At 61.1% G+C, this 26,727-nt stretch carries 23 protein-coding genes; 3 read left to right on the top strand and 20 right to left on the bottom strand.

What is annotated here, in order from left to right:
• Nucleotides 1-28 precede the first annotated feature (28 nt).
• Nucleotides 29-1,348: a prephenate-dependent tRNA uridine(34) hydroxylase TrhP gene (trhP, locus tag PSAKL28_RS17340; protein ID WP_038612838.1), complete on the bottom strand. Its 1,320-nt coding sequence runs from the start codon at nucleotides 1,346-1,348 to the stop codon at nucleotides 29-31.
• Nucleotides 1,349-1,620: 272 nt separating this feature from the next.
• Here trhP and PSAKL28_RS17335 point away from each other — a divergent pair, with 272 nt between their 5' ends.
• The 3 genes from PSAKL28_RS17335 (at nucleotide 1,621) to PSAKL28_RS17325 (ending at nucleotide 3,930) form a co-directional block, all read left to right on the top strand.
• Nucleotides 1,621-2,331 carry a cyclic nucleotide-binding domain-containing protein gene (locus PSAKL28_RS17335; RefSeq protein ID WP_038612836.1) on the top strand — a complete coding sequence of 237 codons (711 nt, stop codon included), beginning with the start codon at nucleotides 1,621-1,623 and terminating at the stop codon, nucleotides 2,329-2,331.
• 149 nt (nucleotides 2,332-2,480) lie between these two features.
• Nucleotides 2,481-2,792 (top strand): hypothetical protein, encoded by a 312-nt coding sequence (locus PSAKL28_RS17330; RefSeq protein ID WP_157687049.1) that lies wholly within the window; start codon nucleotides 2,481-2,483, stop codon nucleotides 2,790-2,792.
• Between the two features lie 73 nt (nucleotides 2,793-2,865).
• The gene (locus tag PSAKL28_RS17325; protein ID WP_038612833.1) at nucleotides 2,866-3,930 is read left to right on the top strand and encodes an AI-2E family transporter; all 1,065 of its coding nucleotides are present in this window, start codon (nucleotides 2,866-2,868) and stop codon (nucleotides 3,928-3,930) included.
• Here PSAKL28_RS17325 and PSAKL28_RS17320 read toward each other — a convergent pair.
• The 19 genes from PSAKL28_RS17320 to PSAKL28_RS17230 form a co-directional block, all read right to left on the bottom strand.
• Complete coding sequence (locus PSAKL28_RS17320) at nucleotides 3,927-6,008, bottom strand: TonB-dependent receptor family protein (protein ID WP_038612831.1); 2,082 nt, start codon at nucleotides 6,006-6,008, stop codon at nucleotides 3,927-3,929. The two genes, PSAKL28_RS17325 and PSAKL28_RS17320, sit on opposite strands and share 4 nt — an antisense overlap.
• A 209-nt stretch (nucleotides 6,009-6,217) precedes the next feature.
• Entirely contained in the window at nucleotides 6,218-7,687 is a 1,470-nt protein-coding gene (nuoN, locus tag PSAKL28_RS17315; RefSeq protein ID WP_038612829.1) for an NADH-quinone oxidoreductase subunit NuoN, read from the bottom strand.
• Nucleotides 7,688-7,694: 7 nt separating this feature from the next.
• Nucleotides 7,695-9,227 carry an NADH-quinone oxidoreductase subunit M gene (gene nuoM / locus PSAKL28_RS17310; RefSeq protein ID WP_038612827.1) on the bottom strand — a complete coding sequence of 511 codons (1,533 nt, stop codon included), beginning with the start codon at nucleotides 9,225-9,227 and terminating at the stop codon, nucleotides 7,695-7,697.
• Nucleotides 9,228-9,266: 39 nt separating this feature from the next.
• Complete coding sequence (nuoL, locus tag PSAKL28_RS17305; RefSeq protein ID WP_038612825.1) at nucleotides 9,267-11,120, bottom strand: NADH-quinone oxidoreductase subunit L; 1,854 nt, start codon at nucleotides 11,118-11,120, stop codon at nucleotides 9,267-9,269.
• Nucleotides 11,117-11,425, bottom strand: coding sequence for an NADH-quinone oxidoreductase subunit NuoK (nuoK, locus tag PSAKL28_RS17300; protein WP_038612823.1), 309 nt, complete (start codon nucleotides 11,423-11,425; stop codon nucleotides 11,117-11,119). The genes nuoL and nuoK overlap by 4 nt, the downstream gene beginning before the upstream one ends.
• Nucleotides 11,426-11,429: 4 nt before the next feature.
• Complete coding sequence (gene nuoJ / locus PSAKL28_RS17295) at nucleotides 11,430-11,930, bottom strand: NADH-quinone oxidoreductase subunit J (RefSeq protein WP_038612821.1); 501 nt, start codon at nucleotides 11,928-11,930, stop codon at nucleotides 11,430-11,432.
• Between the two features lie 9 nt (nucleotides 11,931-11,939).
• Nucleotides 11,940-12,488: an NADH-quinone oxidoreductase subunit NuoI gene (gene nuoI, locus PSAKL28_RS17290; protein WP_038612820.1), complete on the bottom strand. Its 549-nt coding sequence runs from the start codon at nucleotides 12,486-12,488 to the stop codon at nucleotides 11,940-11,942.
• 11 nt (nucleotides 12,489-12,499) lie between these two features.
• Complete coding sequence (nuoH, locus tag PSAKL28_RS17285) at nucleotides 12,500-13,507, bottom strand: NADH-quinone oxidoreductase subunit NuoH (RefSeq protein ID WP_038612819.1); 1,008 nt, start codon at nucleotides 13,505-13,507, stop codon at nucleotides 12,500-12,502.
• On the bottom strand, nucleotides 13,504-16,218 hold the full coding sequence (gene nuoG / locus PSAKL28_RS17280) for an NADH-quinone oxidoreductase subunit NuoG (protein WP_038612817.1): 2,715 nt from the start codon (nucleotides 16,216-16,218) through the stop codon (nucleotides 13,504-13,506). The genes nuoH and nuoG overlap by 4 nt, the downstream gene beginning before the upstream one ends.
• Before the next feature lie 133 nt (nucleotides 16,219-16,351).
• Entirely contained in the window at nucleotides 16,352-17,716 is a 1,365-nt protein-coding gene (nuoF, locus tag PSAKL28_RS17275) for an NADH-quinone oxidoreductase subunit NuoF (RefSeq protein ID WP_038612816.1), read from the bottom strand.
• A complete protein-coding gene (nuoE, locus tag PSAKL28_RS17270; protein ID WP_012313767.1) occupies nucleotides 17,713-18,210 on the bottom strand; it encodes an NADH-quinone oxidoreductase subunit NuoE in 498 nt (165 codons plus the stop codon). Before nuoE ends, nuoF begins: the two co-directional genes overlap by 4 nt.
• Nucleotides 18,211-18,212: 2 nt before the next feature.
• Nucleotides 18,213-19,994 (bottom strand): NADH-quinone oxidoreductase subunit C/D, encoded by a 1,782-nt coding sequence (nuoC, locus tag PSAKL28_RS17265; RefSeq protein ID WP_038612814.1) that lies wholly within the window; start codon nucleotides 19,992-19,994, stop codon nucleotides 18,213-18,215.
• 78 nt (nucleotides 19,995-20,072) lie between these two features.
• On the bottom strand, nucleotides 20,073-20,750 hold the full coding sequence (locus PSAKL28_RS17260) for an NADH-quinone oxidoreductase subunit B (RefSeq protein ID WP_010220398.1): 678 nt from the start codon (nucleotides 20,748-20,750) through the stop codon (nucleotides 20,073-20,075).
• A gap of 10 nt (nucleotides 20,751-20,760) precedes the next feature.
• On the bottom strand, nucleotides 20,761-21,174 hold the full coding sequence (locus tag PSAKL28_RS17255) for an NADH-quinone oxidoreductase subunit A (RefSeq protein ID WP_010220397.1): 414 nt from the start codon (nucleotides 21,172-21,174) through the stop codon (nucleotides 20,761-20,763).
• A 358-nt stretch (nucleotides 21,175-21,532) separates the two neighbouring features.
• Nucleotides 21,533-22,195 carry a lysoplasmalogenase gene (locus tag PSAKL28_RS17250; RefSeq protein ID WP_038612812.1) on the bottom strand — a complete coding sequence of 221 codons (663 nt, stop codon included), beginning with the start codon at nucleotides 22,193-22,195 and terminating at the stop codon, nucleotides 21,533-21,535.
• A gap of 253 nt (nucleotides 22,196-22,448) precedes the next feature.
• Complete coding sequence (aceA, locus tag PSAKL28_RS17245; RefSeq protein ID WP_038612811.1) at nucleotides 22,449-23,774, bottom strand: isocitrate lyase; 1,326 nt, start codon at nucleotides 23,772-23,774, stop codon at nucleotides 22,449-22,451.
• A 488-nt stretch (nucleotides 23,775-24,262) separates the two neighbouring features.
• A complete protein-coding gene (locus PSAKL28_RS17240) occupies nucleotides 24,263-24,997 on the bottom strand; it encodes a secretin N-terminal domain-containing protein (RefSeq protein WP_038612810.1) in 735 nt (244 codons plus the stop codon).
• Between the two features lie 117 nt (nucleotides 24,998-25,114).
• Nucleotides 25,115-25,549: a GNAT family N-acetyltransferase gene (locus PSAKL28_RS17235; RefSeq protein ID WP_038612808.1), complete on the bottom strand. Its 435-nt coding sequence runs from the start codon at nucleotides 25,547-25,549 to the stop codon at nucleotides 25,115-25,117.
• The gene (locus PSAKL28_RS17230; protein ID WP_038612807.1) at nucleotides 25,542-26,708 is read right to left on the bottom strand and encodes a ribosomal protein uL16 3-hydroxylase; all 1,167 of its coding nucleotides are present in this window, start codon (nucleotides 26,706-26,708) and stop codon (nucleotides 25,542-25,544) included. The genes PSAKL28_RS17235 and PSAKL28_RS17230 overlap by 8 nt, the downstream gene beginning before the upstream one ends.
• Between the last annotated feature and the right edge of the window lie 19 nt (nucleotides 26,709-26,727).

The following is a 26,727-nucleotide window of genomic DNA, read 5'->3' as shown; positions in this document are numbered from 1 at the left end:
CCACTGTAGGAGCGGGCTTGCCCCGCGATCATTGCACCAAGTCGCGTAACAATAGGCCAAACCTCAGGTCTACCTGCTCGGGAATCGGCAGGTAGACGGTATGCCCGTCCCCCGGTGCCACCTCGATGGATGCCCCCTGGCGATCGCGCAACTGGTGCAGATCGAAATGATAGTTGCCACGCGGGGTCATCAGTTCCAGATGATCTCCCAGGGCAAAGCGGTTCTTGACCTTCACCTCAGCCAGGCCATCGACGCGTTCACCGGTCAGTTCACCGACAAACTGCTGGCGCTCGGACACCGAGTTGCCTCGCTGATAGTTCTGATATTCATCATGCACGTGACGGCGCAGAAAGCCTTCGGTGTAACCACGCTGGGCCAGCGATTCCAGATTGAGCATCAGGCTGCGGTCGAACTCACGGCCTGCCACAGCATCATCGATGGCCTGGCGGTAGACCTGAGTGGTGCGTGCGCAGTAGAAGTGCGACTTGGTGCGACCCTCGATCTTCAGCGAATGCACGCCCATGCGGGTCAGGCGTTCGACGTGCTGCACCGCACGCAGGTCTTTGGCGTTCATGATGTAGGTGCCGTGCTCGTCCTCGAAGGCCGGCATGTCTTCATCCGGACGATTGCTTTCCTGAAGCAGGAACACCTGTTCGGTCGGCGCACCGACCCCCAGGGTCGGTTGTACTTCGCGGACGATATCGCCGCTGACATCTTCGGTGGCTGCTGTGGCGCTGTACTTCCAGCGGCAGGCATTGGTGCAGCTGCCCTGATTGGCGTCACGGCGGTTGAGATAACCCGACAGCAGGCAGCGGCCGGAGTAGGCCATGCACAAAGCACCATGGACGAAGACTTCCAGCTCCATGGCCGGTACCTGCTGGCGGATTTCCTCGATTTCCTCCAGCGACAGCTCGCGGGACAGGATCACCCGGGTCAGCCCCTGGCTGCGCCAGAACTCGACGCTGGCCCAGTTCACCGTGTTGGCCTGCACTGACAGGTGAATCGGCATCTGCGGGAAGTGCTGGCGCACCAGCATGATCAAGCCCGGATCAGACATGATCAGCGCATCCGGGGCCATCTCGATTACCGGCGCGAGGTCTTTGAGGAAGGTCTTGAGCTTGGCGTTGTGCGGGGCAATGTTGACCACCACGTAAAAACGCTTGCCCTGGGCCTGGGCCTCTTTGATGCCCAGCGCCAGGTTGGCGTGGTCGAACTCATTGTTGCGTACGCGCAGGCTGTAGCGCGGTTGGCCGGCATAGACTGCGTCGGCGCCATAGGCGAAAGCGTAACGCATGTTCTTCAGAGTGCCGGCTGGGGCGAGTAATTCAGGTTTGGCAAGCGGGGTCATGATCAGGTCGCGGCAAAAGGCGCGGATGCTACCGGGAATGCCCCGGCGGGTAATTGATCCATGTCAACGGCGCTTTTGCCGCTGCTTGCGTTTACCTCGGGTGCTGCGCGCTGGCTCTTTGCATTTATTCAATAGAAACAAGGGTTTGATATCAAATAACGATTATTGAGGGGTGTTTGAAGTTGGCTCACGGGACACTGGTCTGGCCTGCAAAGTGCGCTTGATGGAAACAGCTCAGGCGCACCGTGTGTTCCGCCATAAGGACTAGATAAATGCCTGAGCCCATTCGATTGCCAGCTTACCGCCAGACACAATGCAAAACCTGCAGTCTCGCGCCGCTGTGCCTGCCTGGTTCAGCGAGTCCCGAAGAAGTCGACATGCTTGATGACGTGGTCAAGCACGTCCGGACCATGAAAGAGAACGATTTTCTGTTTCGCCAGGGCGACAGTTTCAACTCGATCTACGTGATCCGCTCCGGCGTCTTGAAGTCTGTTTGCCTGAGTGAGACCGGGGAAGAAAAGATCATCGGCATCCATCTGCCCGGTGAGTCGATTGGCCTGTCCGGACTGGGTTCAGAAGCGTACCCGGTATCAGTCCAGGCGCTGGAGACCACCGAAGTGTGCGAAATTCCTTTCGCGCCTCTCGATGAGCTGTTGATCCGCTTGCCGCAGATACGCCGGCATCTGATGCGGGCGATGAGCAGTGAGATTCGCAATACCCAACAAATGACCCGGCTGCATTCGAAAAAAGCCGCCGATGCCCGGGTCGTCTCCTTGCTGGTCAACCTGTCGGCACGCTTTCACTCGCTTGGATACGCAGCCAATCAACTGCACCTGAGCATCTCACGTAACGAAATCGGCAATTACCTGGGGCTGGCCGGAGAGACTGTTTCCCGGGTGTTCACCCGTCTCCAGCAAAACGGCCAGATCGAAGTCGACGGCAAACAAGTGCGCCTTCTCCAACCCATTCAGCCTATCAACTAGCCGATGGATCAATGGCAGTGCCCAGCCTGCTTTAAGGACCCTAAATGACTTTGATTCTTTCGCATGGACCTTGGTCCGTCACGATTGCGCAGCCTGCTGATTCACGTCCCACCTTTGAGCCGCGTTACACCTTGAATGAACGAGCGCAGGTGGACACCACCTACCACTGGAACTGGAAAGGGCAAAACCTGGCGGGTGTGAGCAACTGCACGTTCACCTTTGCCAACCCGGATCTGCACAGCCTGACGACCTGGAGTACGTCCCTCGGTCAAAGGGCTTGGTACGACGTGACGCCGGCTGTCGGTGACAATGACGGTGCCCAGGGGCTTGCAGGCGCGAACCATGCCAGCAATGAAAGCGATGACCTGGCTTATGTGCAAATCGAACTGAGTGCTCAGTATTTCTGGGAAAGCGACCTGACCGCAGGGCGGGCATCGGAGACCTGGCCAGCCGGGGCCTGACCGATCGTCTTGTGCGCACGGCACTTTTGCCACTGCGCCGTGCACTAACGTTGTGAACAGCAACGGAGCGCACATGAACGAAACCGCCGTGCAGCACAAGGCCCTGCATCTGTTACTGGCCCTGGTGACCATCGCTTTCATCTGGATCCTGCTGCCGTTCTACGGCGCAGTGTTCTGGGCGGTGATCCTTGGCATCGTCTTCGCCCCGCTGCAGCGCCGTTTGCTGACGCGCCTGGACTGGCGGCGCAACCTGGCCGCGGGCCTGACGCTGCTGATATGTCTGGTGATCGCCATCCTGCCGGTGATCATCATCAGCACCTTGCTGGTGCAGGAAGGTGCGGCGCTGTACAAGAACCTTGAGAGCGGTGAGCTGGACCTGGCCGGCTACATTGAGCGTTTCAAGGATATTCTTCCGGCCTTTGCGCAAAATAGCCTGGAGCGCATGGGGATGGGCGATCTGGTAGGCCTGCGCGACAAGATTACCAAGGGCGCTCTGCAGGGCAGCCAGTTCTTTGCCACCCAGGCGTTCAGCTTCGGTCAGGGCACCTTTGATTTCCTGGTGAGTTTTGCCGTCATGCTCTATCTGCTGTTCTTCTTTTTGCGTGACGGCGCGGAGCTTGCGCGCAAAATCCGCGCGGCGGTGCCGTTGGCCGAGCAGCAGAAACGCCGTTTGCAACTGAAGTTCAACCGCGTGGTGCGCGCCACCGTCAAAGGCAACCTGCTGGTCGCGATCACCCAGGGTACGCTTGGCGGCATCATTTTCTGGATGCTGGATATCCCCAGTGCTTTGGTCTGGGGTGTGCTGATGGCCTTTCTTTCGCTGTTGCCGGCAGTCGGGGCGGGAATCGTCTGGGCGCCGGTGGCGGTGTATTTCGTTGCCACCGGGGCAGTCTGGCAAGGTGCGGCGCTGGTCGCTTTCGGCGTGTTCGTAATCGGTCTGGTGGACAACGTGTTACGCCCTCTGCTGGTGGGCAAGGACACGAAAATGCCGGACTACCTGATTCTGATATCGACCTTGGGTGGTCTGGCGGTATTCGGCCTCAATGGTTTTGTCATCGGGCCGTTGATCGCCGCACTGTTCATGTCCAGCTGGGCGATCTTCGTTGCGACCAAACCACAGGTACAACTACCCAGCTAGCGGAAACTGTAGGACACCCCGGCGTATACCCCGAAACCTTCGCCGGGAGTCGAGTGGGCAACGTCCTTGCCGTTGTCGTTGTAGCCGGGGGTGACCGTGGCGGCGTAGCGCTTGTTGGTCAGGTTGCGCAGGTCGATCCAGGTTTGCCAGTCCTGTTTCGGCGCGTTGTAACCCAGGGTTGCACCGAGCAGGGCGTAGGCGTCGGCCGGATAGCTGTTGGCGTAGTCGACCTGAACCTTGGAAGCCATCTGCGTATTGAGCCCGGCGTAAAAACCACTCGGCAGGTCGAAGCGCAGCTCGGCCTGGTAGTAGTGCATCGGGATACCGGGCAGACGGTTGTCACCAAAGACATCGTCGTCGCGGTAGTGGAAGTCACTGAAGGTATAGGCCTGGCGTAGCGACAGCTTGCCGACGGCGGCGCGTTCCCAAAGCAGGCTGTCGAGACCCGCTTCTACCCCTTGGTGGACGGTGGGGCTGGCGTTGAATTCGGCGGCGGGGAGGCCAGGCACGATTTCGACCGCCAGCAGCTCGTGGCGCACGTCCGAGTAGTACCAGGCCAGATCCCAGCTACCGATTGGCGCATCGCCTCTGGCGCCAAGCTCCAGGGTGGTGGCGGTCTGGTTTTGCATTTCGATTGGCTGGGTTTGCAGGCCATTGACCCTGGTTGGCGAGCTCCAGATCAACGCCCATGGATGTGGCGGTTCCACCGAGCGGCTGAGGTTGCCATATAGTTGCAGGCTCGGGCTCAAGTCATAGCGCAGGCCCAGGCGCGGTGCGTAGTCCCAGTCATGCTGGCTGACCTTGCCGCCATTCTCCGGGTAGGTCACTGCACTTTCGCGCCGGGTGTAGATCATCGCCAGGCCACTGGTCAGCCACAGATCAGGGATCAGCTCTAGCTCATTGCCGACATGCACGACGCTGTCGGAGCCTTGGTAACTGAAGTCACGGGTACGGGTGCCCACAGGCATGTCGGGCCGGGATTGCACCCGGACGAATTCCGATGCGCCACTGTTTGGCAGGTGTTTGGTTGTACGCCAGCCGATGGTGGTCTTGCTCTCGTGACCGAACAGCGTATCGCGACGGAAGTAGTTCAATGTGCCACTGACGTCGCTATAGGCCACCTTCAAACGGTTGGCGCCTTCACGCAGGTCCATCGGGTAGTCGTGGTAGACCAGCCCAGCCTCCAGACGCGAATCCTCGTCGAGGAAGAAGGTGGTCTTGTTGCCCAGCCAGGTGCTGCCCGGTTGCGGACGGCTGGCATCGCGGCTCAGGTACAGCGGATTGGCGGCGCGGGGATCGTGTTTGATCTGTGCTTTGGTCAGGCGCCCGGCCAAATCATTCTCGGTTTCCCGGTAGCGCAGGTAGAAGCGGGTTTCCAGGCTTGGGCTGAAGCGATAACCGACATTGGCGGCGATGCCCTTGCTGCTGCCGCTGCTGTGCTCCTGGTAACCATCGTACTCAGAATCGGTCAGGGCCACGTAGTAGTCCAGATCGCCCAACACCTGACCGGAGCTGATCTGACGCTTGGCATAGCCGCGGCTGCCCAGTTCATAGCGCACTTGCAAGGGCGCGGCATCATGGCCGGTATGGGTGATGTAATCGATGGCGCCGCCCAAGGCCAGGGCGCCGCGGTCGAAACCGTTGGCACCGCGCAGGACTTCGGCGCGGCTCAGCCACAACGGTTCGAACAACTCATACGGTGTGCCGCCAGGACCGGTCAGCGGCAGGCCGTCGAACATCGTGTAGACGCCTGAACCGTGGCTGCCCGGCGCACGGTTGATGCCCGAGCCGCGGATCGACAACTTGATACCGTCGTTGCCGGCAGACTGGGCAAACACGCCCGGCTGGTAGGCGAGTACATCCTGATTGCTGGCGACCCGGCCTTGCTCCACCCGTTGCATGTCAATCAGGTTGGTGGCGCCTGGTACCTGATTGAGACGTTCGCGAGCGTCCTGCAGCTCGCTCTGTTCCTGTTCCTGGATAAGTACCTGGCCAAGTTCAATGCCATCGCTGGCCTGGACTGAAGCGGCACAGGAAATCAACAGGGCAAGGGAGGAGCGGGGTAGGGTGGGGCGCATCGATGGGGTTCCGGGACTGTGAGCGGGTATCAGACGTCGCAACTATCGGACGAAGCACAGTCATGGATATGTACTGACCTCATCGCGGGGCAAGCCCGCTCCCACAGGATTTGGACAGCCCTGTGGGAGCGGGCTTGCCCCGCGATAACAATTTAAGCCACAAAACAAAACACCCCGCCGAAGCGGGGTGTCTGTTACAGCAAGATCGATCAGCCGACCAGTTGCAGGCCTGCATGCTGGACCATGTCCAGCAACGGCTGCGGGTACACACCCAGCACAAAGGCCAGGATCGCGATCGCCAGCAGCATGACGCCGCCGGTGCGCTGTTCCCAGTTCAGCGGAGCATCGTGACGACGCAGGTTCGGTTCCATCAGGAACAGGGTGACCATCACACGCAGGTAGTAGAACACGCCGATGGCACTACCGATCACCAGGGCACCGACCAACCACCACAGCTGCGACTCGACGCCGGTAGCGATGATGTAGAACTTGCCGATGAAGCCTGCGGTCAGCGGGATACCGGCCAGCGACAGCATCATCACGGTCAGTACCGCGGTCAGGTACGGACGGCGCCAGAACAGGCCGCGGTACTCGTACAGAGCGTCTGCGTCACGGCCGTTGTACGGCGACGACATCAGGGTGATGACACCGAAGGCACCTAGGCTGGTGATCACGTAGGTGACCAGGTACACGCCAATGGCTTCGACGGCCAGACCCTTGCTCGCCACCAGGGCGATCAGCAGGTAACCGAAGTGGGCGATCGACGAGTAACCGAGCAGACGCTTGAGGTTGCTCTGGGTCAGTGCCAGCAGGTTACCGATCAGGATCGAAGCAACGGCAATCACCGACAGCACGGTGGTCAGCACGCCACTGCTGGCAGCCGGGGAGAGCATGAACAGGCGCACGACAACGGCGAACACTGCAACCTTGCTGGCGGTGGCCAGGAAGGCGGCGACCGGTGCCGGAGCACCTTCGTAGACGTCCGGGGTCCACAGGTGGAATGGCACCAGCGACAGTTTGAACGCCAGGCCCACCAGCATCATGCCCAGGCCCAGCTGAGCCAGCAGGCTTGGCATGTTGGTGGCTGCCAGGGCTTTACCGATACCGTCGAAGCTCAGGCTGCCAGCGTCGGCGTACAGCAGGGCCATACCGAACAGCAGGAAGGCGGAACCGGCGGCCGACAGCACCATGTACTTGATGCCGGCTTCCAGCGAACGCTTGTTGAAGAAGGCATAGGCTACCAGGCCATAGACCGGTACCGAGAGCAGCTCCAGGCCAATGAACAGGCCAGCCAGGTGCTGCGCGCTGACCAGTACCAGGCCACCCAGGGCAGCCATCAGGATCAGCAGGTACAGTTCTTCGCGGTTGCCCGGGTAGCCTTTGCCGCCTTCACCCAGGTAGGCATGGGCGAGGGTTACACAGGCCAGGGTGGCGACCAGGATCAGCGCCATGTACAGGCAGGCGAACTTGTCGATGGTCAGCAGCGGCGTGACCGCCAGTGGCACGACTTTGAGTACCGGCAGGATCGACAGCAGGGCCAGGTTCAGGCCCACGGTCGACAGCAGGAAGGTTTGCGAATGGTTGCGGCGCCAGGCGATTGCCAGCATCACCACGACAACGGTGATGGTGGTAATCAGCAGCGGCGCAAGCGCGATAAAGTGTTGAATCGTCAGGTCCATAGCGCTCTTACCGGGCCGAAGCGAGTTGAGTGAAAGCGGAGCCGAACCACTGCTGCACACCACTCATGGTGGCGGCGGAAGTGTCCAGGAACGGCTGCGGGTAGACGCCCAGCAAGATCAGCAGGCCAGCCAGGGCCAGTACCATGATCATTTCGCGGGTATCCATGCCAGCCAGGACTTCGTCCGACTTCGCCGGGCCGAAGTAGGCACGGTGAATCATGATCAGCGAGTAGACCGAACCGAACACCAGGCCGGAAGTGGCGATGACGGTGACCCATGGCGAGGCGACGAAGCTGCCGATCAGGATCAGGAACTCGCCAACGAAGTTACCGGTGCCCGGCAGGCCCAGCGACGCTGCAGCGAAGAACAGGCTGATGGCCGGCAGGTAGGCGATGCGATGCCACAGGCCGCCCATCTCGCGCATGTCACGGGTGTGCAGGCGCTCGTACAGCTGGCCGGCGAGGATAAAGAGTGCCGCCGCCGACAGGCCGTGAGCCAGCATCTGGATTACAGCACCTTGCAGCGCTTGCTGGCTGCCGGAGTAGATGCCAATCAGCACGAAGCCCATGTGCGAAACGCTGGAGAAGGCCACCAGACGCTTGATGTCGGTCTGGGCGAACGCCAGGAAGGCACCGTAGAAAATCCCGATCAGACCCAGGGTCATGGCGATCGGCGCGAATTCGGCCGAGGCATTCGGGAACAGTGGCAGAGCGAAACGCAGCAGGCCGTAGGCAGCGGTTTTCAGCAAGATACCGGCAAGGTCCACCGAACCTGCGGTCGGTGCCTGGGCGTGCGCGTCAGGCAGCCAGGAGTGGAACGGTACCACCGGCAGCTTGACCGCGAAGGCGATGAAGAAGCCGAGCATCAACACGTATTCGGTGGCGGGTGGCAGTTCAGCCTTGAGCAACTGGGTGTAGTCGAAGGTGATTACACCGGTGTTGCTGTAGTTGACCAGTACCAGGCCAAGGATCGCCACCAACATGATCAGACCGCTGGCCTGAGTGAAGATGAAGAACTTGGTTGCTGCGTAGATCCGGGTCTTCTTGCCGTCGGAGGAGCTGTGACCCCAGAGCGCGATGAGGAAATACATCGGCACCAGCATCATTTCCCAGAAGAAGAAGAACAGGAACAGGTCCAGGGCCAGGAACACACCGACCACGCCGCCCAGGATCCACATCAGGTTGAGGTGGAAGAAGCCGACGTGACGCTGGATCTCTTTCCAGGAGCACAGTACCGAGAGCACACCGAGCAGGCCGGTAAGCAGGATCATCAGCAGCGACAGGCCGTCGAGGGCCAGGTGCAGGCTGATGCCGAAGCGCTCGATCCACAGCACTTTGAATTCGACCGCCCACTCAGGCGCAGCGCCTGGAGCAGGGGCCAGGGTATAGTCCCCGTTGGCCCACAGCCAGAGGCCGATACCAAGCAGCAGGGACATGGTCAGCAGCGCAATCCAGCGCGGCAGGGTGGCGCCGAAGCGCTCACCCAGCCAGCACAGCAGGCCGCCGATAAAGGGGATCAGGATCAGCCAAGGCAAAATCATGACGGGCTCAATTCCTTTCGCAAAGTCGCAAGGTTCATATCAGACCGCAGCCATTACAACGGCACCGAGTACAAGCACGGCACCTACGGCGATCGAAGCGGTATACCAGCGCAGCTGACCGGTTTCGGTTTTGCTCATGGCGGCATGACCGCCTTTAGCCATACGCGGAATCAGGCCAATACTGCGGTCAACCGGATCCTTGCGCAGGATGTGGGCGATCAGCAGGTAAGGTTTGACGAACAGCTTGTCGTAGATCCAGTCGAAGCCCCAGGCGGCGAACCACCAGGCCGACAGCACGCGACCGATAGCGCTGCCCGCGATCGCAGTCACCAGGCGACGCTTGCCGAGGAACAGCACTGCGGCGAGCAGAATACCGGCGATGGCGATGGCGCCCGAGGCGATTTCCAGGCTGTGCTTGGCTTCGCCGCCGGCATGGCCGACGCTCTGCGGCAGGACACCGGCCAGTGGTGGATGAATCCAGGCACCGACGAAGGTCGACAGCACGATCAGCACGCCCAGTGGCAGCCAGTGGGAGATCCCGTGGCCAGCATGCGCTTCGGTCTTGGCTTCGCCGTGGAAGGCGATGAAGATCAGGCGGAAGGTGTACAGCGAGGTCATGAACGCACCGACCAGACCGGCGTACAGCAGACCGTTGTTGCCGCTGGCGAAGGCTTCCCAGAGGATCTCGTCCTTGGAGTAGAAACCGGCGGTCAGCAGCGGCAGGGCAGCCAGAGCGGCACCACCGACGATGAAGCTGGCGTAGGCCAGCGGCAGTTTCTTCCACAGGCCGCCCATCTTGAAGATGTTCTGCTCGTGGTGGCAGGCAACGATCACCGCACCGGAAGCAAGGAACAGCAGGGCCTTGAAGAAGGCGTGGGTCATCAGGTGGAAGATCGCGCCTTCCCAGGCACCCACGCCCAGGGCCAGGAACATGTAGCCGATCTGGCTCATGGTCGAGTAGGCGAGGATACGCTTGATGTCGGTCTGTACCAGAGCAGCGAAGCCGGCCAGGACCAGGGTCACACCGCCGACCACACCGACCAGGTGCAGCACGTCAGGGGCCAGGGCGAACAGGCCGTGGGTACGGGCAATCAGGTAGACACCGGCGGTAACCATGGTTGCCGCGTGGATCAGTGCCGAAACCGGGGTAGGACCGGCCATCGCGTCCGCAAGCCAGGTCTGCAGCGGCAGCTGGGCGGATTTACCGACCGCACCACCGAGCAGCATCAGGGTTGCCAGAACCATCCAGAAATCACCGGCCTGGAACTTCTGCGGCGCCAGTACCAGCAGCTCCTGCACGTTCAGGGTGCCGAGCTGAGCGAACAGGATGAACAGGCCGATGGCCATGAACACGTCGCCGATACGGGTAACGATGAAGGCTTTGAGTGCGGCGTTACCGTTGTTGCGGTTGCTGTAGTAGAAACCGATCAACAGGTACGAGCACAGGCCCACGCCTTCCCAACCGAAGTAGATGAACAGCAGGTTGTCGCCCAGCACCAGGAACAGCATGCTGGCGATGAACAGGTTGGTGTAGGCGAAGAAGCGCGAGTAACCGGCTTCACCGCGCATGTACCAGGAGGCGAACAGGTGGATCAGGAAACCGACACCGGTGACCACGCCGAGCATGGTGACCGACAGGCCGTCCACGTACAGGGTGAAGTTCGGCGCAAAGCCGTCCACCGACATCCACTGCCACAGCAGCTGGCTGTACGCACCGCCTTCAGGCGGCGCGACGTTGAACTGCCAGATCACGTAGGCGGCCACGGCAGCCGAGAGGCCCACCGAACCGACGCCGACCAGCGCCGACAGGTTCTCGGACCAACGGCCGCGCGAGAACGACAGCAGCAGGAAGCCGATCAGGGGGAATACGAACGTCAGAAAGATAAGGTTCATCCGCGCATCTCACTGGCAGCATCGATGTCGAGAGTGTGGAAGCGGCGATACAGCTGCAGCAGGATCGCCAGGCCGATACTGGCCTCGGCGGCTGCCAGGCTGATCACCAGGATGAACATGATCTGTCCATCCGGCTGCGCCCAGCGGGCGCCGGCGACGATGAAGGCCAGTGCTGCGGCGTTCATCATGATTTCCAGGCTCATCAACACGAAAAGAATGTTGCGGCGCACCATCAGGCCGACGAGGCCGAGGCAGAACAGGATGCCGGCGACTGCCAGGCCATGCTCGAGAGGAATTGCAGGCATGTGATTACTCCTTCGCCTCGTTGCGGCCGAGGTGGAATGCCGTCACCGCTGCAGCGAGCAGCAGCATCGAGGCCAGTTCCACCACCAGCAGGTAAGGACCGTACAGGCTGATGCCGACCGCTTTGGCGTCGACCGTAGTGTGGCCGATGCCGGCGCCGCTATCACTGCTGAACAGCACATACAGCAGTTCGAGCAGCAGCAGCGCGGCGAGGACCACAGGCCCGAGCCAGATACCCGGCTTGAGCCAGCCACGTTCCTGGGCGACCGAAGCCGGCCCGAGGTTGAGCATCATCACCACGAAGACGAACAGCACCATGATGGCGCCAGCGTAGGCGATCACTTCCAGGACACCGGCGAACGGAGCGCCGAGGGCGAAGAAGGTCATCGCCACGGAGATCAGCGAAATGATCAGGTAGAGCAGGGCGTGCACGGGGTTGGTGTTGGTGATCACCCGAAGGGTGGACACCACAGCGACACCGGATGCGAAATAGAAAGCGAATTCCATCTTTCTTCCTTAAGGGAGCAAGCTCTTCACGTTGATCGGCTCGGCTTCGTTCTGCGCGGCGCCTTTCGGCTTGCCGGCAATAGCCATACCTGCAACACGGTAGAAGTTGTAGTCAGGGTATTTGCCGGGGCCGGAGATCAGCAGATCTTCTTTCTCGTACACCAGTTCCTGACGTTTGAACTCGGCCATTTCGAAATCCGGCGTCAGCTGGATTGCGGTGGTCGGGCAGGCTTCCTCGCAGAGGCCACAGAAAATGCAACGGGAGAAGTTGATACGGAAGAACTCCGGGTACCAACGACCGTCTTCTGTCTCGGCTTTCTGCAGCGAGATGCAACCGACCGGGCAAGCCACGGCACACAGGTTGCACGCTACACAGCGCTCTTCGCCATCCGGGTCGCGGGTCAGGACGATGCGGCCACGGTAGCGTGGCGGCAGGTAGACCGGCTCTTCGGGGTACTGCAGGGTGTCACGTTTGCGAAAACCGTGAGAGAACACCATCACCAGACTGCGCAGCTGGGTGCCTGTGCCCTTAACGATGTCGCCAATATACTTGAACATGGGTCAAATCCTCACTGGGCCGCAACAGCTGGCGTGTTGAGCAACACGAGCGCAGCGGTCACCAGCAAATTGATCAGGGTCAGCGGCAGGCAGAACTTCCAGCCGAAGTCCATCACCTGGTCATAGCGCGGGCGCGGGATCGAGGCGCGCAGCAGGATGAACAGCATGATGAAGAACGCGGTTTTCAGGGCGAACCACAAGAACGGTACTTGCGGCAGGATGCCGAACGGACCGTGCCAGCCGCCGAAGAACAGGGTTACCAGCAGCGCCGAGACCAGAATGATGCCGATGTACTCACCGACGAAGAACATGCCCCATTTCATGCCGGCATATTCAATGTGGTAACCGTCGGCCAGTTCCTGTTCTGCTTCTGGCTGGTCGAACGGGTGACGGTGAGTCACGGCGACGCCAGCGATGAAGAAGGTACAGAAACCGAAGAACTGCGGAATGATGAACCACAGGTTCTGGGCCTGGTAGTCAACGATGTCGCGCATGTTGAACGAGCCGACCTGGGCAACGATACCCATCAGCGCCAGACCCATGAACACTTCGTACGACACGGTCTGGGCCGAAGCCCGCAGGCTGCCGAGCAGGGCGTACTTGTTGTTCGACGACCAGCCGGCGAACAGTACCGCGTATACCGACAGACCGGCCATGGCGAAGAAGAACAGCACGCCGATGTTCAGGTCCGCGACACCCCAGGTCGGGGTGATCGGAATGATGGCGAAGGCGATCAGCAAGGCACTCATGGCCACGACCGGCGCCAGGGTGAAGATCATCTTGTCGACGAAGGGCGGGTTCCAGTCTTCCTTGAAGAACATCTTCAGCATGTCGGCTGCGATCTGGAACATACCGAACGGGCCGACGCGGTTCGGACCGTAACGGTCCTGCCACCAGCCCAGCAGACGCCGCTCGACGAAGCTGAGCAGCGCGCCGCAGACCACCACGGCCAACAGGATGACGACGGCCTTGATGACCGTGATGATCACATCGATCACTTCAGGGGTGAACCAGGTCATTGTGCTGCCTCCTGCAGGCCTTCGACGGATGCACCGAAGATGGCGGGCGGAATGCCGGCCAGGCCTTTGGGCAGGGCAACCAGGCCTGCGCCCAGTTCTTCATTGATGCGCAATGGCAGTCGCAGGGTCATGCCAGCCACGTTCACGCTGAGCATCGCACCATCGTTGACGCCCAGGCGGTCGGCTTCGGACTTGGCCAGGCCAACGTAAGCCTGCGGGATGCGCTCTTGTACCGGCGCGGCGCGCGAAGAGTTCTCTTCACTGCCGAACAGGTGGTAGAACGGCACGACCTGCCAGGTGCCACGCGCCGGGGAGAAGGCTGCCGGAATGCTGGCGAACCAGTGCAGCTTGTCGCCCTCGGTTTCGATCAGGCGGGTGCCTGGGTCGCCTGCGCGCAGGTGACCGCCCACCTCGTCCTGGAACTTGTTCCAGGCTTGTGGCGAGTTCCAGCCCGGAGACCAGGCGAACGGCACTTGCGAACGCGGTTCGGCCGAGCCCGAGTAACCTTCCATGGAGAAGGCGAAGGCGCTGTCTTTGTCTTGCGGGGTACGTGGCTCGTGCACGCTGATGTCGGCGCGCATCGCGGTGCGGCCGGAGTAGCGCAGCGGCTCACGCGCAAGCTTCATGCCCTTGATGCGGAACGAAGCGGACGGCGCGGCGTTGACGATGCCCGACAGCTGCGGCGTGACAGCGGCGCAGGCGCTGGTGACGTGGTCCAGTTGGGTCCAGTCCACCGGCTTGTTGAGCAGGGTCGCACGCAGGGCGTGCATCCAGCGCCAGCCTTCGTGAACCAGGATGCTGCTGTCCAGGTAGGTCGGATCGAATACCTGGAAGAAACGCTGGGCACGGCCTTCCTGGCTGACCAGGGTACCGTCGCCTTCGGCGAAACTTGCCGCTGGCAGTACCAGGTGAGCGCGTTCGGCGGTTGCAGTCTTCTGGTGATCGGCGACGATCACCACCTTGGCGGCGGCCAGGGCAGCGTCGACCTTGGCAGCTGGCACGCGGCTGTACAGGTCGTTTTCGAGGACGACAATGGCGTCGGCCTTGCCGGCAATCACTGCGTCCAGCGCGGCGTCGACGGACTCGCCACCGAGCATGGCCATACCCAGGCTGTTGGCCTCAGGCACCACCAGGCTCAGGGAGCCGTTCTTCGCACGCAGCTTGAGGGCTTTGGCGATGTTGGCAGCGGCTTCGATCAGTGCGCTGGAGGCCAGCGAGGTACCGGCGACCACCAACGGACGGTTGGCGGCAACCAGGGCGTCGGCGATGCGCTTGGCGAGGGCCAGGGCTTCGGCGTCCAGGCCTTCGACGGCAGGGGCGCTCGGGTCGATGGCGTGAGCCACGGCGAAACCGATGCGGGCCAGGTCGTCCGGCGCTGCGTGGACACATTCTTCAGCGACGTCGTCGAGCTTGGTTTCCGCCAGGCTGGCGATGAACAGCGGGTACATGGCGTGTTGGCCGATGTTTTTCACCGCAGCATCGAGCCACGGCTGAACGCGCATGGCATCGGCCATGGCTTCGGCCTTGCCCTTGACCGACTGGCGCAGGGCCAGGGCCACGCGGGCAGCCGTCTGGGTCAGGTCTTCGCCGAGGACGAACACGGCGTCGTGGTCTTCCATCTCGCGCAGGGTCGGGACCGGCAGCGGGCTGTCGTTCAGTACCTGCAGGGCCAGGCGTACACGCGCCAGTTCACCGGCTTCCATACCCGAGTAGAAGTGTTCGGCACCGACCAGCTCGCGCAGGCCGTAGTTGCTTTCCAGGCTGGCGCGCGGCGAGCCGATGCCGACGATGTTGCGACCGCGCAGCATGTCGGCGGCCTTGTCCAGCGCAGCATCCAGGCTCAGCTTGGTGCCATCGGCCAGCAGCGGCTGACGTGGGCGGTCTTCGCGGTTGACGTAGCCATAGCCGAAACGGCCACGGTCACAGAGGAAGTACTGGTTGACCGAACCGTTGTAGCGGTTTTCGATCCGGCGCAGTTCGCCGTAACGCTCACCCGGGCTGATGTTGCAACCGCTGGAGCAGCCATGGCAGATGCTCGGGGCGAACTGCATGTCCCACTTACGGTTGTAGCGCTCGGAGTGGGTCTTGTCGGTGAACACACCGGTCGGGCAGACCTCGGTGAGGTTGCCGGAGAACTCGCTTTCGAGGACACCGTCTTCAACTCGACCGAAGTACACGTTGTCGTGGGCACCGAATACGCCCAGGTCGGTACCGCCGGCGTAGTCCTTGTAGTAACGCACGCAACGGTAGCAGGCGATGCAGCGGTTCATCTCGTGGGCGATGAACGGGCCGAGCTCCTGGTTCTGGTGGGTGCGCTTGGTGAAACGGTAGCGGCGCTCGTTGTGGCCGGTCATTACCGTCATGTCTTGCAGGTGGCAGTGACCGCCTTCCTCACAGACCGGGCAGTCGTGCGGGTGGTTGGTCATCAGCCATTCGACGACGCTGGCGCGGAACGCCTTGGACTCTTCGTCGTCGATGGAAATCCAGGTGCCATCGGTGGCGGGGGTCATGCAGGACATGACGATACGACCGCGGGTGTCGTTCTCGTCGGTGTACTGCTTGACCGCGCACTGGCGGCAGGCGCCGACGCTACCGAGCGCCGGGTGCCAGCAAAAATAGGGGATGTCGAGGCCGAGCGACAGACACGCCTGTAACAGGTTGTCTGCACCGTTGACTTCGAGCGCTTTGCCGTCTACGTGGATAGTGGCCATGGTTCAAAGTTCTTCGTTGGCCCGCGTCTGCGGGCGTGGCTAATGGAAAACTGTGTGCCTGCAGCCCGCTACAGGTGTCCCCGGGCGAGCTGTGCAAGCAGCGGACGGCACGGACCGTCCGCATTTCTATTCGTTATGCGCCGACGACAATCGGCTTGGCCAGATTCGGGCGCAGGGCTTCGCTGCCTGTAACAGGTGCGACGCCGGCCTCGAACTCCGGACGGAAATACTTGATGGCACTACCCAGCGGCTCGACGGCACCCGGTGCGTGGGCGCAGAAGGTGCGGCCAGGGCCGAGGAAGTTGACCAGACCCAGCAGGGTCTCGATGTCTTCCGCCTTGCCTTGTCCTTTCTCCAGGGCGCGCAGCATCTTCACGCTCCACGGCAGGCCATCGCGGCACGGAGTGCACCAGCCGCAGGACTCGCGGGCGAAGAACTCTTCCATGTTGCGCAGCAGCGAAACCATGTTGACGCTGTCGTCCACGGCCATCGCCAGGCCAGTACCCATACGGGTGCCGACCTTGGCGATGCCACCGGCATACATCTGCGCGTCGAGGTGCTCGGGCAGCAGGAAACCGGTACCGGCGCCGCCAGGCTGCCAGCACTTGAGCTTGAAGCCATCGCGCATGCCACCGGCGTAGTCTTCGAACAGCTCGCGGGCGGTAACGCCGAATGGCAGTTCCCACAGACCCGGGTTCTTGACCTTGCCGGAGAAGCCCATCAGCTTGGTGCCGTGGTCTTCAGAACCTTCGCGCGCCAGCGACTTGTACCAGTCGACGCCGTTGCCGACGATGGCCGGAACGTTGCACAGGGTCTCGACGTTGTTCACGCAGGTCGGCTTGCCCCAGACGCCGACGGCGGCAGGGAAGGGCGGCTTGGAGCGCGGGTTGGCGCGGCGGCCTTCGAGGGAGTTGATCAGTGCGGTTTCTTCACCGCAGATGTAACGTCCGGCGCCGGTGTGCACGAACAGCTCGAAGTCAAAGCCGCTGCCGAGGATGTTCTTGCCCAGCAGGCCTGCGGCCTTGGCTTCATCGATGGCGCGGTTGAGGTTCTTCGCCGCGGTGGTGTATTCACCACGCAGGAAGATGTAGCCACGGTAAGCCTTCAGCGCGCGGGCGCTGATCAGCATGCCCTCGACCAGCAGATGGGGCTGTTGCTCCATCAGCATGCGGTCTTTCCAGGTGTTGGGCTCCATTTCATCCGCGTTGCACAGCAGGTAGCGGATGTTCATCGATTCGTCTTTGGGCATCAGGCCCCATTTGACGCCGGTGGGGAAGCCCGCACCGCCACGGCCCTTGAGGCCGGAATCTTTGACAGTCTGGACGATATCGTCCTGGGACATCTGTGCCAGGGCCTTGCGGGCGGCGGCATAGCCGTCCTTGGCCTGGTACTCGTCCAGCCAGACCGGCTCGCCGTCGTCGCGCAGGCGCCAGGTCAGCGGATGCGTCTCGGCGCTGCGGGCAATGCGGTTGGCCGGGCCGAAGGAAGTGATGGTCATACGTAACCCTCCAGCAACTTGGAAACGCCAGCAGGCTGGACATCGCCAAAGGTGTCGTCGTCGATCATCAGCGCCGGGGCCTTGTCGCAGTTACCCAGGCAGCACACTGGCAGCAGGGTGAAGCGGCCGTCGGCGGTGGTCTGGCCCAGGCCAATACCCAGCTCGCTCTGGATCTGGCTGACCACGGACTCGTGGCCGCCGATGTAGCAGACCATGCTGTCGCAAACGCGGATGATGTGCCGGCCAACCGGCTGACGGAAGATCTGACTATAGAAGGTGGCCACGCCTTCGACATCGCTGGCCGGAATGCCGAGCACTTCGCCGATGGCATAGATGGCGCCGTCAGGCACCCAGCCGCGTTCCTTCTGAACGATCTTCAGGGCTTCGATGGACGCCGCGCGGGGGTCCTCGTAGTGATGCATCTCGTGCTCGATGGCCGAGCGCTCGGTTTCGCTCAGGGCGAAACGGTCGGTTTGGATAAGCGTGCTATTCATGCTTAGCGGTCCACGTCAGCCATAACGAAGTCGATACTGCCCAGGTACGCAATGAGGTCCGCGACCATGCTACCGCGGATCACCGAAGGGATCTGCTGCAGGTGCGGGTAGCTCGGGGTGCGAATCCGGGTGCGGTAGCTCATGGTGCCGCCGTCGCTCGTCAGGTAGTAACTGTTGATGCCCTTGGTCGCCTCAATCATCTGGAAGGATTCGTTGGCCGGCATGACCGGGCCCCACGAAACCTGCAGGAAGTGGGTGATCAGGGTTTCGATGTGCTGCAGGGTGCGCTCTTTCGGCGGCGGCGTAGTCAGCGGGTGATCCGCTTTGTACGGGCCTTCCGGCATGTTGCGCAGGCACTGGTCGATGATGCGGATACTCTGGCGCATCTCCTCGACACGGACCATGCAGCGATCGTAGGCATCGCCGTTGTGGGCCAGCGGTACTTCGAACTCGAAGTTCTCGTAGCCGGAATAAGGGCGGGCTTTGCGCAGGTCGAAGTCCAGGCCGGTGGAACGCAGACCGGCACCGGTGACGCCCCATTCCAGGGCCTCTTTGGTGTTGTACTGGGCAACGCCGATGGTCCGGCCCTTGAGAATACTGTTCTGCAGGGCAGCCTTGGTGTACTCGTCGAGGCGCTTTGGCAGCCATTCGACGAAGTCTTTCACCAGTTTGTCCCAGCCGCGCGGCAGGTCGTGGGCGACACCACCGATGCGGTACCAGGCCGGGTGCAGACGGAAGCCGGTGATGGCTTCGATCACGGTGTAGGCGCGCTGACGGTCGGTAAAGGTGAAGAATACCGGGGTCATGGCGCCGACGTCCTGGATATAGGTACCCAGGAACAGCAGGTGGCTGGTGATCCGGAAGAACTCGGCCAGCATGATGCGGATCACGTCGACCTTCTGTGGCACCTGGATGCCGGCCAGCTTCTCGACCGCGAGCACGTATGGCAGGTTGTTCATCACCCCGCCGAGGTAGTCGATACGGTCGGTGTAGGGAATGAAGCTGTGCCAGGACTGACGCTCGGCCATCTTCTCGGCACCACGGTGGTGGTAACCGATGTCCGGAACGCAGTCGACGATTTCTTCACCGTCCAGCTGCAGGACGATACGGAAGGCACCGTGAGCCGAAGGGTGGTTCGGGCCGAGGTTGAGGAACATGTAGTCCTCGTTGGCGCCCTGGCGCTTCATGCCCCAGGCTTCAGGGTTGAAGCGCGCGGCTTCTTCCTCAAGCTGCTGCTTGGCCAGGGTCAGGCTGTACGGATCGAACTCGGTGGCGCGCGCAGGGTAGTCCTTGCGCAGCGGGTGACCTTCCCAGGTCGGCGGCATCATGATCCGGGTCAGGTGCGGGTGGCCGGCAAAGTCGATGCCGAACATGTCCCAGACTTCGCGCTCGTACCAGTTGGCGTTCGGCCAGATACCGGTCACCGTTGGCAGGTTCAGGTCGCCTTCGCTCAAGGCTACCTTGATCATCACGTCGCTGTTCCGTTCCACCGAAAGCAGGTGGTAGAACACGCTGAAGTCGGCACTTGGCAGGCCACGGCGCTGGGTGCGCAGACGTTCGTCCACACCATGCAGGTCGTAGAGCATGCTGTACGGTTTGGCAACATTGCGCAGGAAGCTCAGGACTTCCTTGAGTTTGGCGCGGGTAACCCAAAGCACCGGCATGCCGGTGCGGGTTTCCTGGGCGACGAACGCCTCGGGGCCAAATTTGTTGTTCAGTTCGACAACCACATCCTGGTCGTCAGCCTTGTAAGGCGGGATATAAATAGCGGTGTCCGCTGTCATGGTCTCGGTCGCTTTCGGTCAACGTAGAGAATGAAGCCAGGCTGCCTGTCGCGCACGCGCAGGCAACAGATAGCTGGATCAGACTTCGTCGGGGCTGCGCAGGTTGGTGACCTGGATGCGCTGTTCACGGCGTTGCTCTTTCTGCGACGGCATCTCGGCACGGTAAATGCCTTGATCACCGACAACCCAGGAAAGAGGACGACGCTCCTGGCCAATCGACTCCTGCAACAACATCAGGCCTTGCAGGAAGGCTTCAGGGCGAGGCGGGCAACCAGGGACATAGACATCCACGGGGAGGAACTTGTCGACCCCCTGAACGACCGAGTAAATGTCGTACATGCCACCGGAGTTGGCGCACGAACCCATGGAGATGACCCACTTGGGTTCAAGCATCTGCTCGTACAGGCGCTGGATGATCGGCGCCATCTTGATGAAGCAGGTACCGGCGATAACCATGAAGTCGGCCTGACGCGGCGATGCCCGGATGACTTCGGCGCCGAAGCGGGCGATGTCGTGGGGCGCCGTGAAGGCCGTGGTCATTTCCACGTAGCAGCAGGAGAGGCCGAAGTTGTACGGCCACAGGGAGTTTTTACGCCCCCAGTTGACCGCGCCACTGAGCACATCTTCAAGTTTGCCCATGAAGATGTTCTTGTGGACCTGGTCCTCTAGCAGCGAATCGGAGACGGTTTCCCGCTCTCCGATTGGATATTGCTCGTTGGGAGCATCCGGGTCGATTCTGGTGAGATTGTATTGCATTGCCAAAGCCTCATTGTTTCAGCTTCGCTTGCCGCTTGCGACGACCTTCGGGAGCCCAATCAAGTGCCCCGACGCGCCAAAGGTAGACAAGACCTGCCAACAGAATTGCTATGAAAACGAGAGCTTCGACGAATCCGGTCCAGCCGCTTTCGCGGACGGACACAGACCATGCAAAGAGAAAGAGGGCTTCGATATCGAAGATCACGAAGAGCATCGCGACCAGATAGAATTTGGCTGACAGGCGCAAGCGGGCGCCGCCAGTAGGCAGCATGCCGGACTCGAAGGGTTCGTTCTTGCTACGGCCCCAGGCCTTGCTACCGAGCAGGGCGGACAGACCGAGCATGAAGGCACACAGGCCAACGACACCCAAAAGGAAAATGGCAAAGCCCCAGTTGTGGGCGATGAGTCCTGTCGAATCGGGCATGCTGAAAATCCTTATACAGAGACCAGTCTCTGCGGCTTGGAAAGTAGTAAAGCAGTGACGATATGTCGCAGCGGAATCTATCGTGCTGATTTTATGGGTAAACCCGGTGCAAGTAAAATTTCTGCAGCAAATTTATTCGTAGGATTAAGAACAAAAATCTTTCGTAACTCGCTGCAGGCCGCATGGGGCGGGCATTGTCTCGGGTTTTGTTAATTATGTTTCTTGCAAAGCGTAATGAAGGCTTAACTTCGTAATGATAATTAATATCATTTGAAGGTGTGCAATTCGTCCTACTGTTCGGGTCAACTACAAAGTTGTGTGGCATAGGCATCACCCGCAAGTTTCCACACCCCGTGTTTTAACCGAATTTATCCTGGCCTGCCGCGGTCTGGATCAAGGTTTTTGCTGACCGACTGGTGTAGGCCGAGGCGGCAATTGCCCATTGGCCCAGCCAGTAGGCGAGGATAATCAGGTAAGGGGCCGCCTGGAAATGGCCGACAAAGCGATCGATGCCGATCAGGCTGTCGGAGAATACGAAGGCGATCGCCCCCAGTGCGGCAATGCCACCACAGGCCAGCGCGCGCCAGAGCATCGCACTGATGGCCAGGGCGTACACCGTTACCGGAATCAGCAGCTCGCCCAGGCCATGACTGATCAGTACAGCCAGCAGCGTGGTGCCGACAAGTGCCGAAATTACCAGTGCCGAGGTCGCCCGCTCGCGTGTCTCGCTCAGGTAGCCGCGCAGGTAGGCCAGATGGGCGCAAAGAAACGCTGCCAGGCCAAATACGAACAGGTCGCCAGGTACGGCCAAAAGGATGTCGCCCAGTAGCGAGAAGCCTAGGCCAATGGTGATCCAATGCCGGTAGCGCGAAGGCGCTGCGGTCCTGAGCCAGACGATCAGGGCCAGCACCGGGATCGGTTTGACGGCAAGACCGAGCAGCGCGTTCTGGCTGGCCAGTGCATATATATAGAAAGCTGCGCCGAGCAGGGCCAGGCAGAGCAGGGTAAATGGGCGGGGCATGGCCAATCCTTGGTGTTGTTGTGCACCTAGCATAGCCAATGGGGATTTATAGGGAAGTGGCGAATCGGCCGAATCACGCGGCACTGTGGGAGCTATTGTCTCGGTGGGAGCGGGCTTGCCCCGCGAGGCGATGGATCAGTCACATCGTATCGCGGGGCAAGCCCGCTCCCACCGTCACAAAAAACAAAACCCGGAGCCCCATCACAGGCCCCGGGTTTTGTCTGTTACCCGAATTTCAGCAATCGATCAGAGATCAGTGGAACTGCTCTTCTTCGGTCGAGCCGGTCAGTGCGGTTACCGAGGACTTGCCACCCTGGATCACGGTGGTCATGTCGTCGAAGTAGCCGGTGCCGACTTCCTGCTGGTGAGCGACGAAGGTGTAGCCTTTCGAAGCGTCAGCGAACTCTTGTTCCTGCAGTTTCACGTAAGCGGTCATGTCGTTGCGGGCATAGTCGTGCGCCAGGTTGAACATGCCGTGCCACATGTTGTGGATACCGGCCAGGGTAATGAACTGGTGCTTGTAGCCCATGGCCGACAGTTCGCGCTGGAACTTGGCGATGGTCGCGTCGTCCAGGTTTTTCTTCCAGTTGAAAGAAGGCGAGCAGTTGTAGGACAGGATCTGGTCCGGGTATTCCTTCTTGATCGCTTCGGCGAAGCGACGGGCTTCTTCCAGGTCCGGCTTGGCGGTTTCACACCAGATCAGGTCGGCGTATGGAGCGTAGGCCAGGCCGCGGGCAATGGCTTGATCCAGGCCGGCACGTACTTTGTAGAAGCCTTCCTGGGTGCGCTCGCCGATCACGAACGGCTGGTCGTACGGGTCGCAGTCGCTGGTCAGCAGGTCAGCGGCGTTGGCGTCGGTACGGGCCAGGATGATGGTCGGTACGCCGGCAACGTCGGCCGCCAGACGGGCAGCGCTGAGCTTCTGTACAGCTTCCTGGGTTGGAACCAGTACCTTGCCGCCCATGTGGCCGCATTTTTTCACCGAGGCCAGCTGGTCTTCGAAGTGAACGCCGGCGGCGCCTGCTTCGATCATGTTCTTCATCAGCTCGTAGGCGTTCAGTACGCCACCGAAACCGGCTTCGGCGTCAGCCACGATTGGCGCGAAGTAGTCGATGTAGCCGTCATCGCCTGGGTTCTTGCCGGCTTTCCACTGGATCTGGTCGGCACGACGGAACGAGTTGTTGATGCGCTTGACCACGGTTGGCACCGAGTCAACCGGGTACAGCGACTGGTCTGGGTACATGGACTCGGCCGAGTTGTTGTCGGCAGCCACTTGCCAGCCGGACAGGTAGATAGCCTGGATACCGGCTTTAACCTGTTGAACAGCCTGGCCGCCGGTCAGGGCGCCCATGCAGTTGACGAAATCTTTTTCCGGGCGGAAGGATGGGTGTGCACCCTGGGTGACCAGCTTCCACAGCTTCTCGGCACCCATGCGGGCCAGGGTGTGCTCAGGCTGGACCGAGCCACGCAGACGTACGACATCAGCGGCGGTGTAGGTACGGGTCACGCCTTTCCAGCGCGGGTTTTCGGCCCAGTCTTTTTCGAGGGCTGCAATTTGCTGTTCGCGTGTCAGTGCCATGGAAATAAACCTCGTCGCATCGGTCTTGGAAAAATTCTCGCTCACACAGCGCAGATCAGAAGCCTGGCGTAAGTCATGTTCAGCGAAATATGCGACGGTCGAACGATGGGGCTCGAAGAGGGGAAGTGAGCAGGCGTGGGCGAGGTATTCGCTGCAGGGTGGCTCGTGGTTGCCGAGCTGCAGTAAACAGTGCTGCCGTGTGCCTCTTGATGCGCTTCCGTCCCTCGGGACAACTTCGTTCCAGTCGCAATCTCGTCAAACTGCCTTGTGGGCTGTACAGACACGATCCGGCTCAGGTGGGTAGGTTAGAGCGCGGCTCGAAGGCCCTTGCCAGGGCCTCTGATTAGCGGGAGCGGGGCCATCATGCCTCGGCGATTTGAGGTCGTCAAATGTTTTGTAGTGCTTTTTTCAAACCACTACATCTTTGGTCTAATGCGACTCGCCGGTCAGTTCCAAGTCCCTTGGTCGAGCCCTTGATTTGTCTGGGTTCAGTCCAGTGCGTCGACTTTTACCCGCAAAGTCATGTTCTCACCGCGCTGGGTGCTGTAACTGAGGGCTGAAGCACTGCGTTCGGACTGGCTCTGCTGGTTGACCCCGGCCAGGGTGATCCATTCACCGAGCTTGCCGCTGACTTTTGTGTCGGTGCTTTGAACCTTCACTACATCAGGACGCTCCAGGCTCATCCGGTCATTGTTGGTACTGATGTTCAGGTTGACGGTGTCGCCGCTGACGCTCGCGGTGACGTAAAAGCCCTGGGTGACGTTGCGGTATTCTGTGTCGCTTTGCACGCGGCCGAAGCCGTCGGTACTGGTGCTGGTGATCGGAATGCTCTGGCCGACCTGGATCAGTGCCGGGCTGCCTTCGGTGGCTTGTACCTGCTGCAGGCCGCCTTCGCGGTTGGCGGTGCCGTAGCGGATGACGCGGGCGCTGCCGCGGTTATCCTGGAAGTTGCTGTCGTTGTTGTCGACGCTGATCATCAGGCGTCGCGGCGCGGTGTCCAGTTGTTGTAGCAGGGTGCGCAGGTCGTCGATGCGCTCGGGCTCGGCGTTGACGATCAGCTTGTTCTCAAAGGCGCTGACGCTGCCATCCTTACCGATGAACGATTGTGCGGTGGGGAGTAGTTCGGCGCTGGTGCGGTGGTTCAGCGGCAGGACTTCAGTGGCGGCCAGCGCATTCAGGCTGAACGACAGAAGCAGGGAGGCGAGTAGGGGGCGTAGCGGCATGTCCATGATCTCCGCGGGTGGAGTGGACATGATGGCAAATTTGTAGGGGGTTTGCTGGCCTCATCGCGGGGCAAGCCCGCTCCCACAGTGGGAGCGGGCTTGCCCCGCGATGGCTTATCAGGCCAGTTCGCGCGACTCGCGAACCATGTCCACGTGCGGAATGCCCGCCTCGAGGAACTCTTCGCTGACTACCTTGAAGCCAAGGCGTTCGTAAAACGGCGTCGCCTGCACCTGGGCGCTGAGCATCTGCTGCTTGAGGTCGCGATTCTGCGCTTCGACGATAACCGCCTGCATCAGTGCATCGCCGACTTTCAGGCCGCGCCAGTCCTTGAGCACCGATACTCGACCGATCTGACCATCAGCCAGCAGGCGTGCTGTGCCGATGGCGTAGTCACCTTCCATCGCGAGGAAATGCACGGCGCTGTTGTCGTCGGCATCCCACTCCAGTTCTGGCGGTACGCATTGCTCGGCGATGAACACGGCTTCGCGGATGCGGCGGATGTCGGCGTTGTCTTTGTGCCAGTCGGCGAGGCGGACGCGGATCTTATTCATTGGCAAACCCCAAGCTTCCTTGTTTGACCAGTTCGCAGATCAAGGTAATGCCTTGATCGATTTCAAGCCACTGCTCAAGGTTTTCAATATGCAACGCGTCGGCGGCGCAGATCAGCTTCAGCAGTTCGCGCAGCTCACCCGGCAGCAGACGGCTCTGGCCGCTGGCGAACAGCAGCAGGTTGTCATCGACTTCAGACCAGGCCAGACGTGCGCTTGGGTTGCGGATCAGGATCGCGCCCTGGGCCAGGCTTTCGATCAGTTCCGCTTCGTCCAGCGGCTCACCGCTGACCAGTTCCGGGTAGCGTGGCTCGGTCATGAACTGGCCGAACCAGGTCAGCAGCAGGCGTTCGTCGCCCATGTGCTCGGTCAGCAGGTTCTTCAGGCGGCCAAGAGCGTCGTGCTGGATCTGGTGTGGGTCGCTGACCGGCTGGGCGTCGGCGTCGGTGTAGCGCTCTTCGTCAGGCAGGAACTGGCTGAGGAAGTCGGTGAAGTGGGTCAGCACTTCAGCGGCGCTAGGGGCGCGAAAGCCCACCGAGTAGGTCAGGCAGTCGTCTTCGGCAATGCCGTAGTGGGCCAGACGCGGCGGCAGGTAGAGCATGTCGCCAGGCTCCAGGGTCCACTCTCCGCTTTGCTCGAATTCAGCCAGGATGCGCAGGTCGGCGTGTTCGAGCAGCGGGCTGTCGCTGTCGCACATCTGGCCGATTTTCCAGTTGCGCTTGCCCTGGCCTTGCAGCAGGAAGACATCGTAGTTGTCGAAGTGCGGGCCGACACTGCCACCCGGAGCAGCGAAGCTGATCATCACGTCGTCGATGCGCCAGCTCGGCAGGAAGCGGAAGTGCTCCAGCAGTTCATGGACTTCGGGTACAAACTGGTCCACCGCCTGTACCAGCAGGGTCCAGTCGCGCTCAGGCAGGGTGCTGAAGGTGTCTTCCTCGAACGGGCCGCGACGCAATTCCCACGGGCGCTCGCCGTGTTCGATGACCAGGCGCGATTCGACTTCTTCTTCCAGGGCCAGGCCGGCCAGTTCGTCGGCGTCGATCGGGCTTTCGAAATCAGTGAAGGCCTGGCGCACCAGCAGAGGTTTCTTCTGCCAGTAGTCGCGCATGAATTCGCGGGCAGTGAGGCCGCCCAGCAGCTGCAGTGGAGTATCAGGATTCATGTGTAACCTATTGAAAAAA

This window comes from Pseudomonas alkylphenolica (assembly GCF_000746525.1).
Classification (GTDB): domain Bacteria; phylum Pseudomonadota; class Gammaproteobacteria; order Pseudomonadales; family Pseudomonadaceae; genus Aquipseudomonas; species Aquipseudomonas alkylphenolica.
The sequence above is the reverse complement of the archived record's forward strand: the minus strand, read 5'-3'. Positions and strand labels throughout refer to the sequence as shown.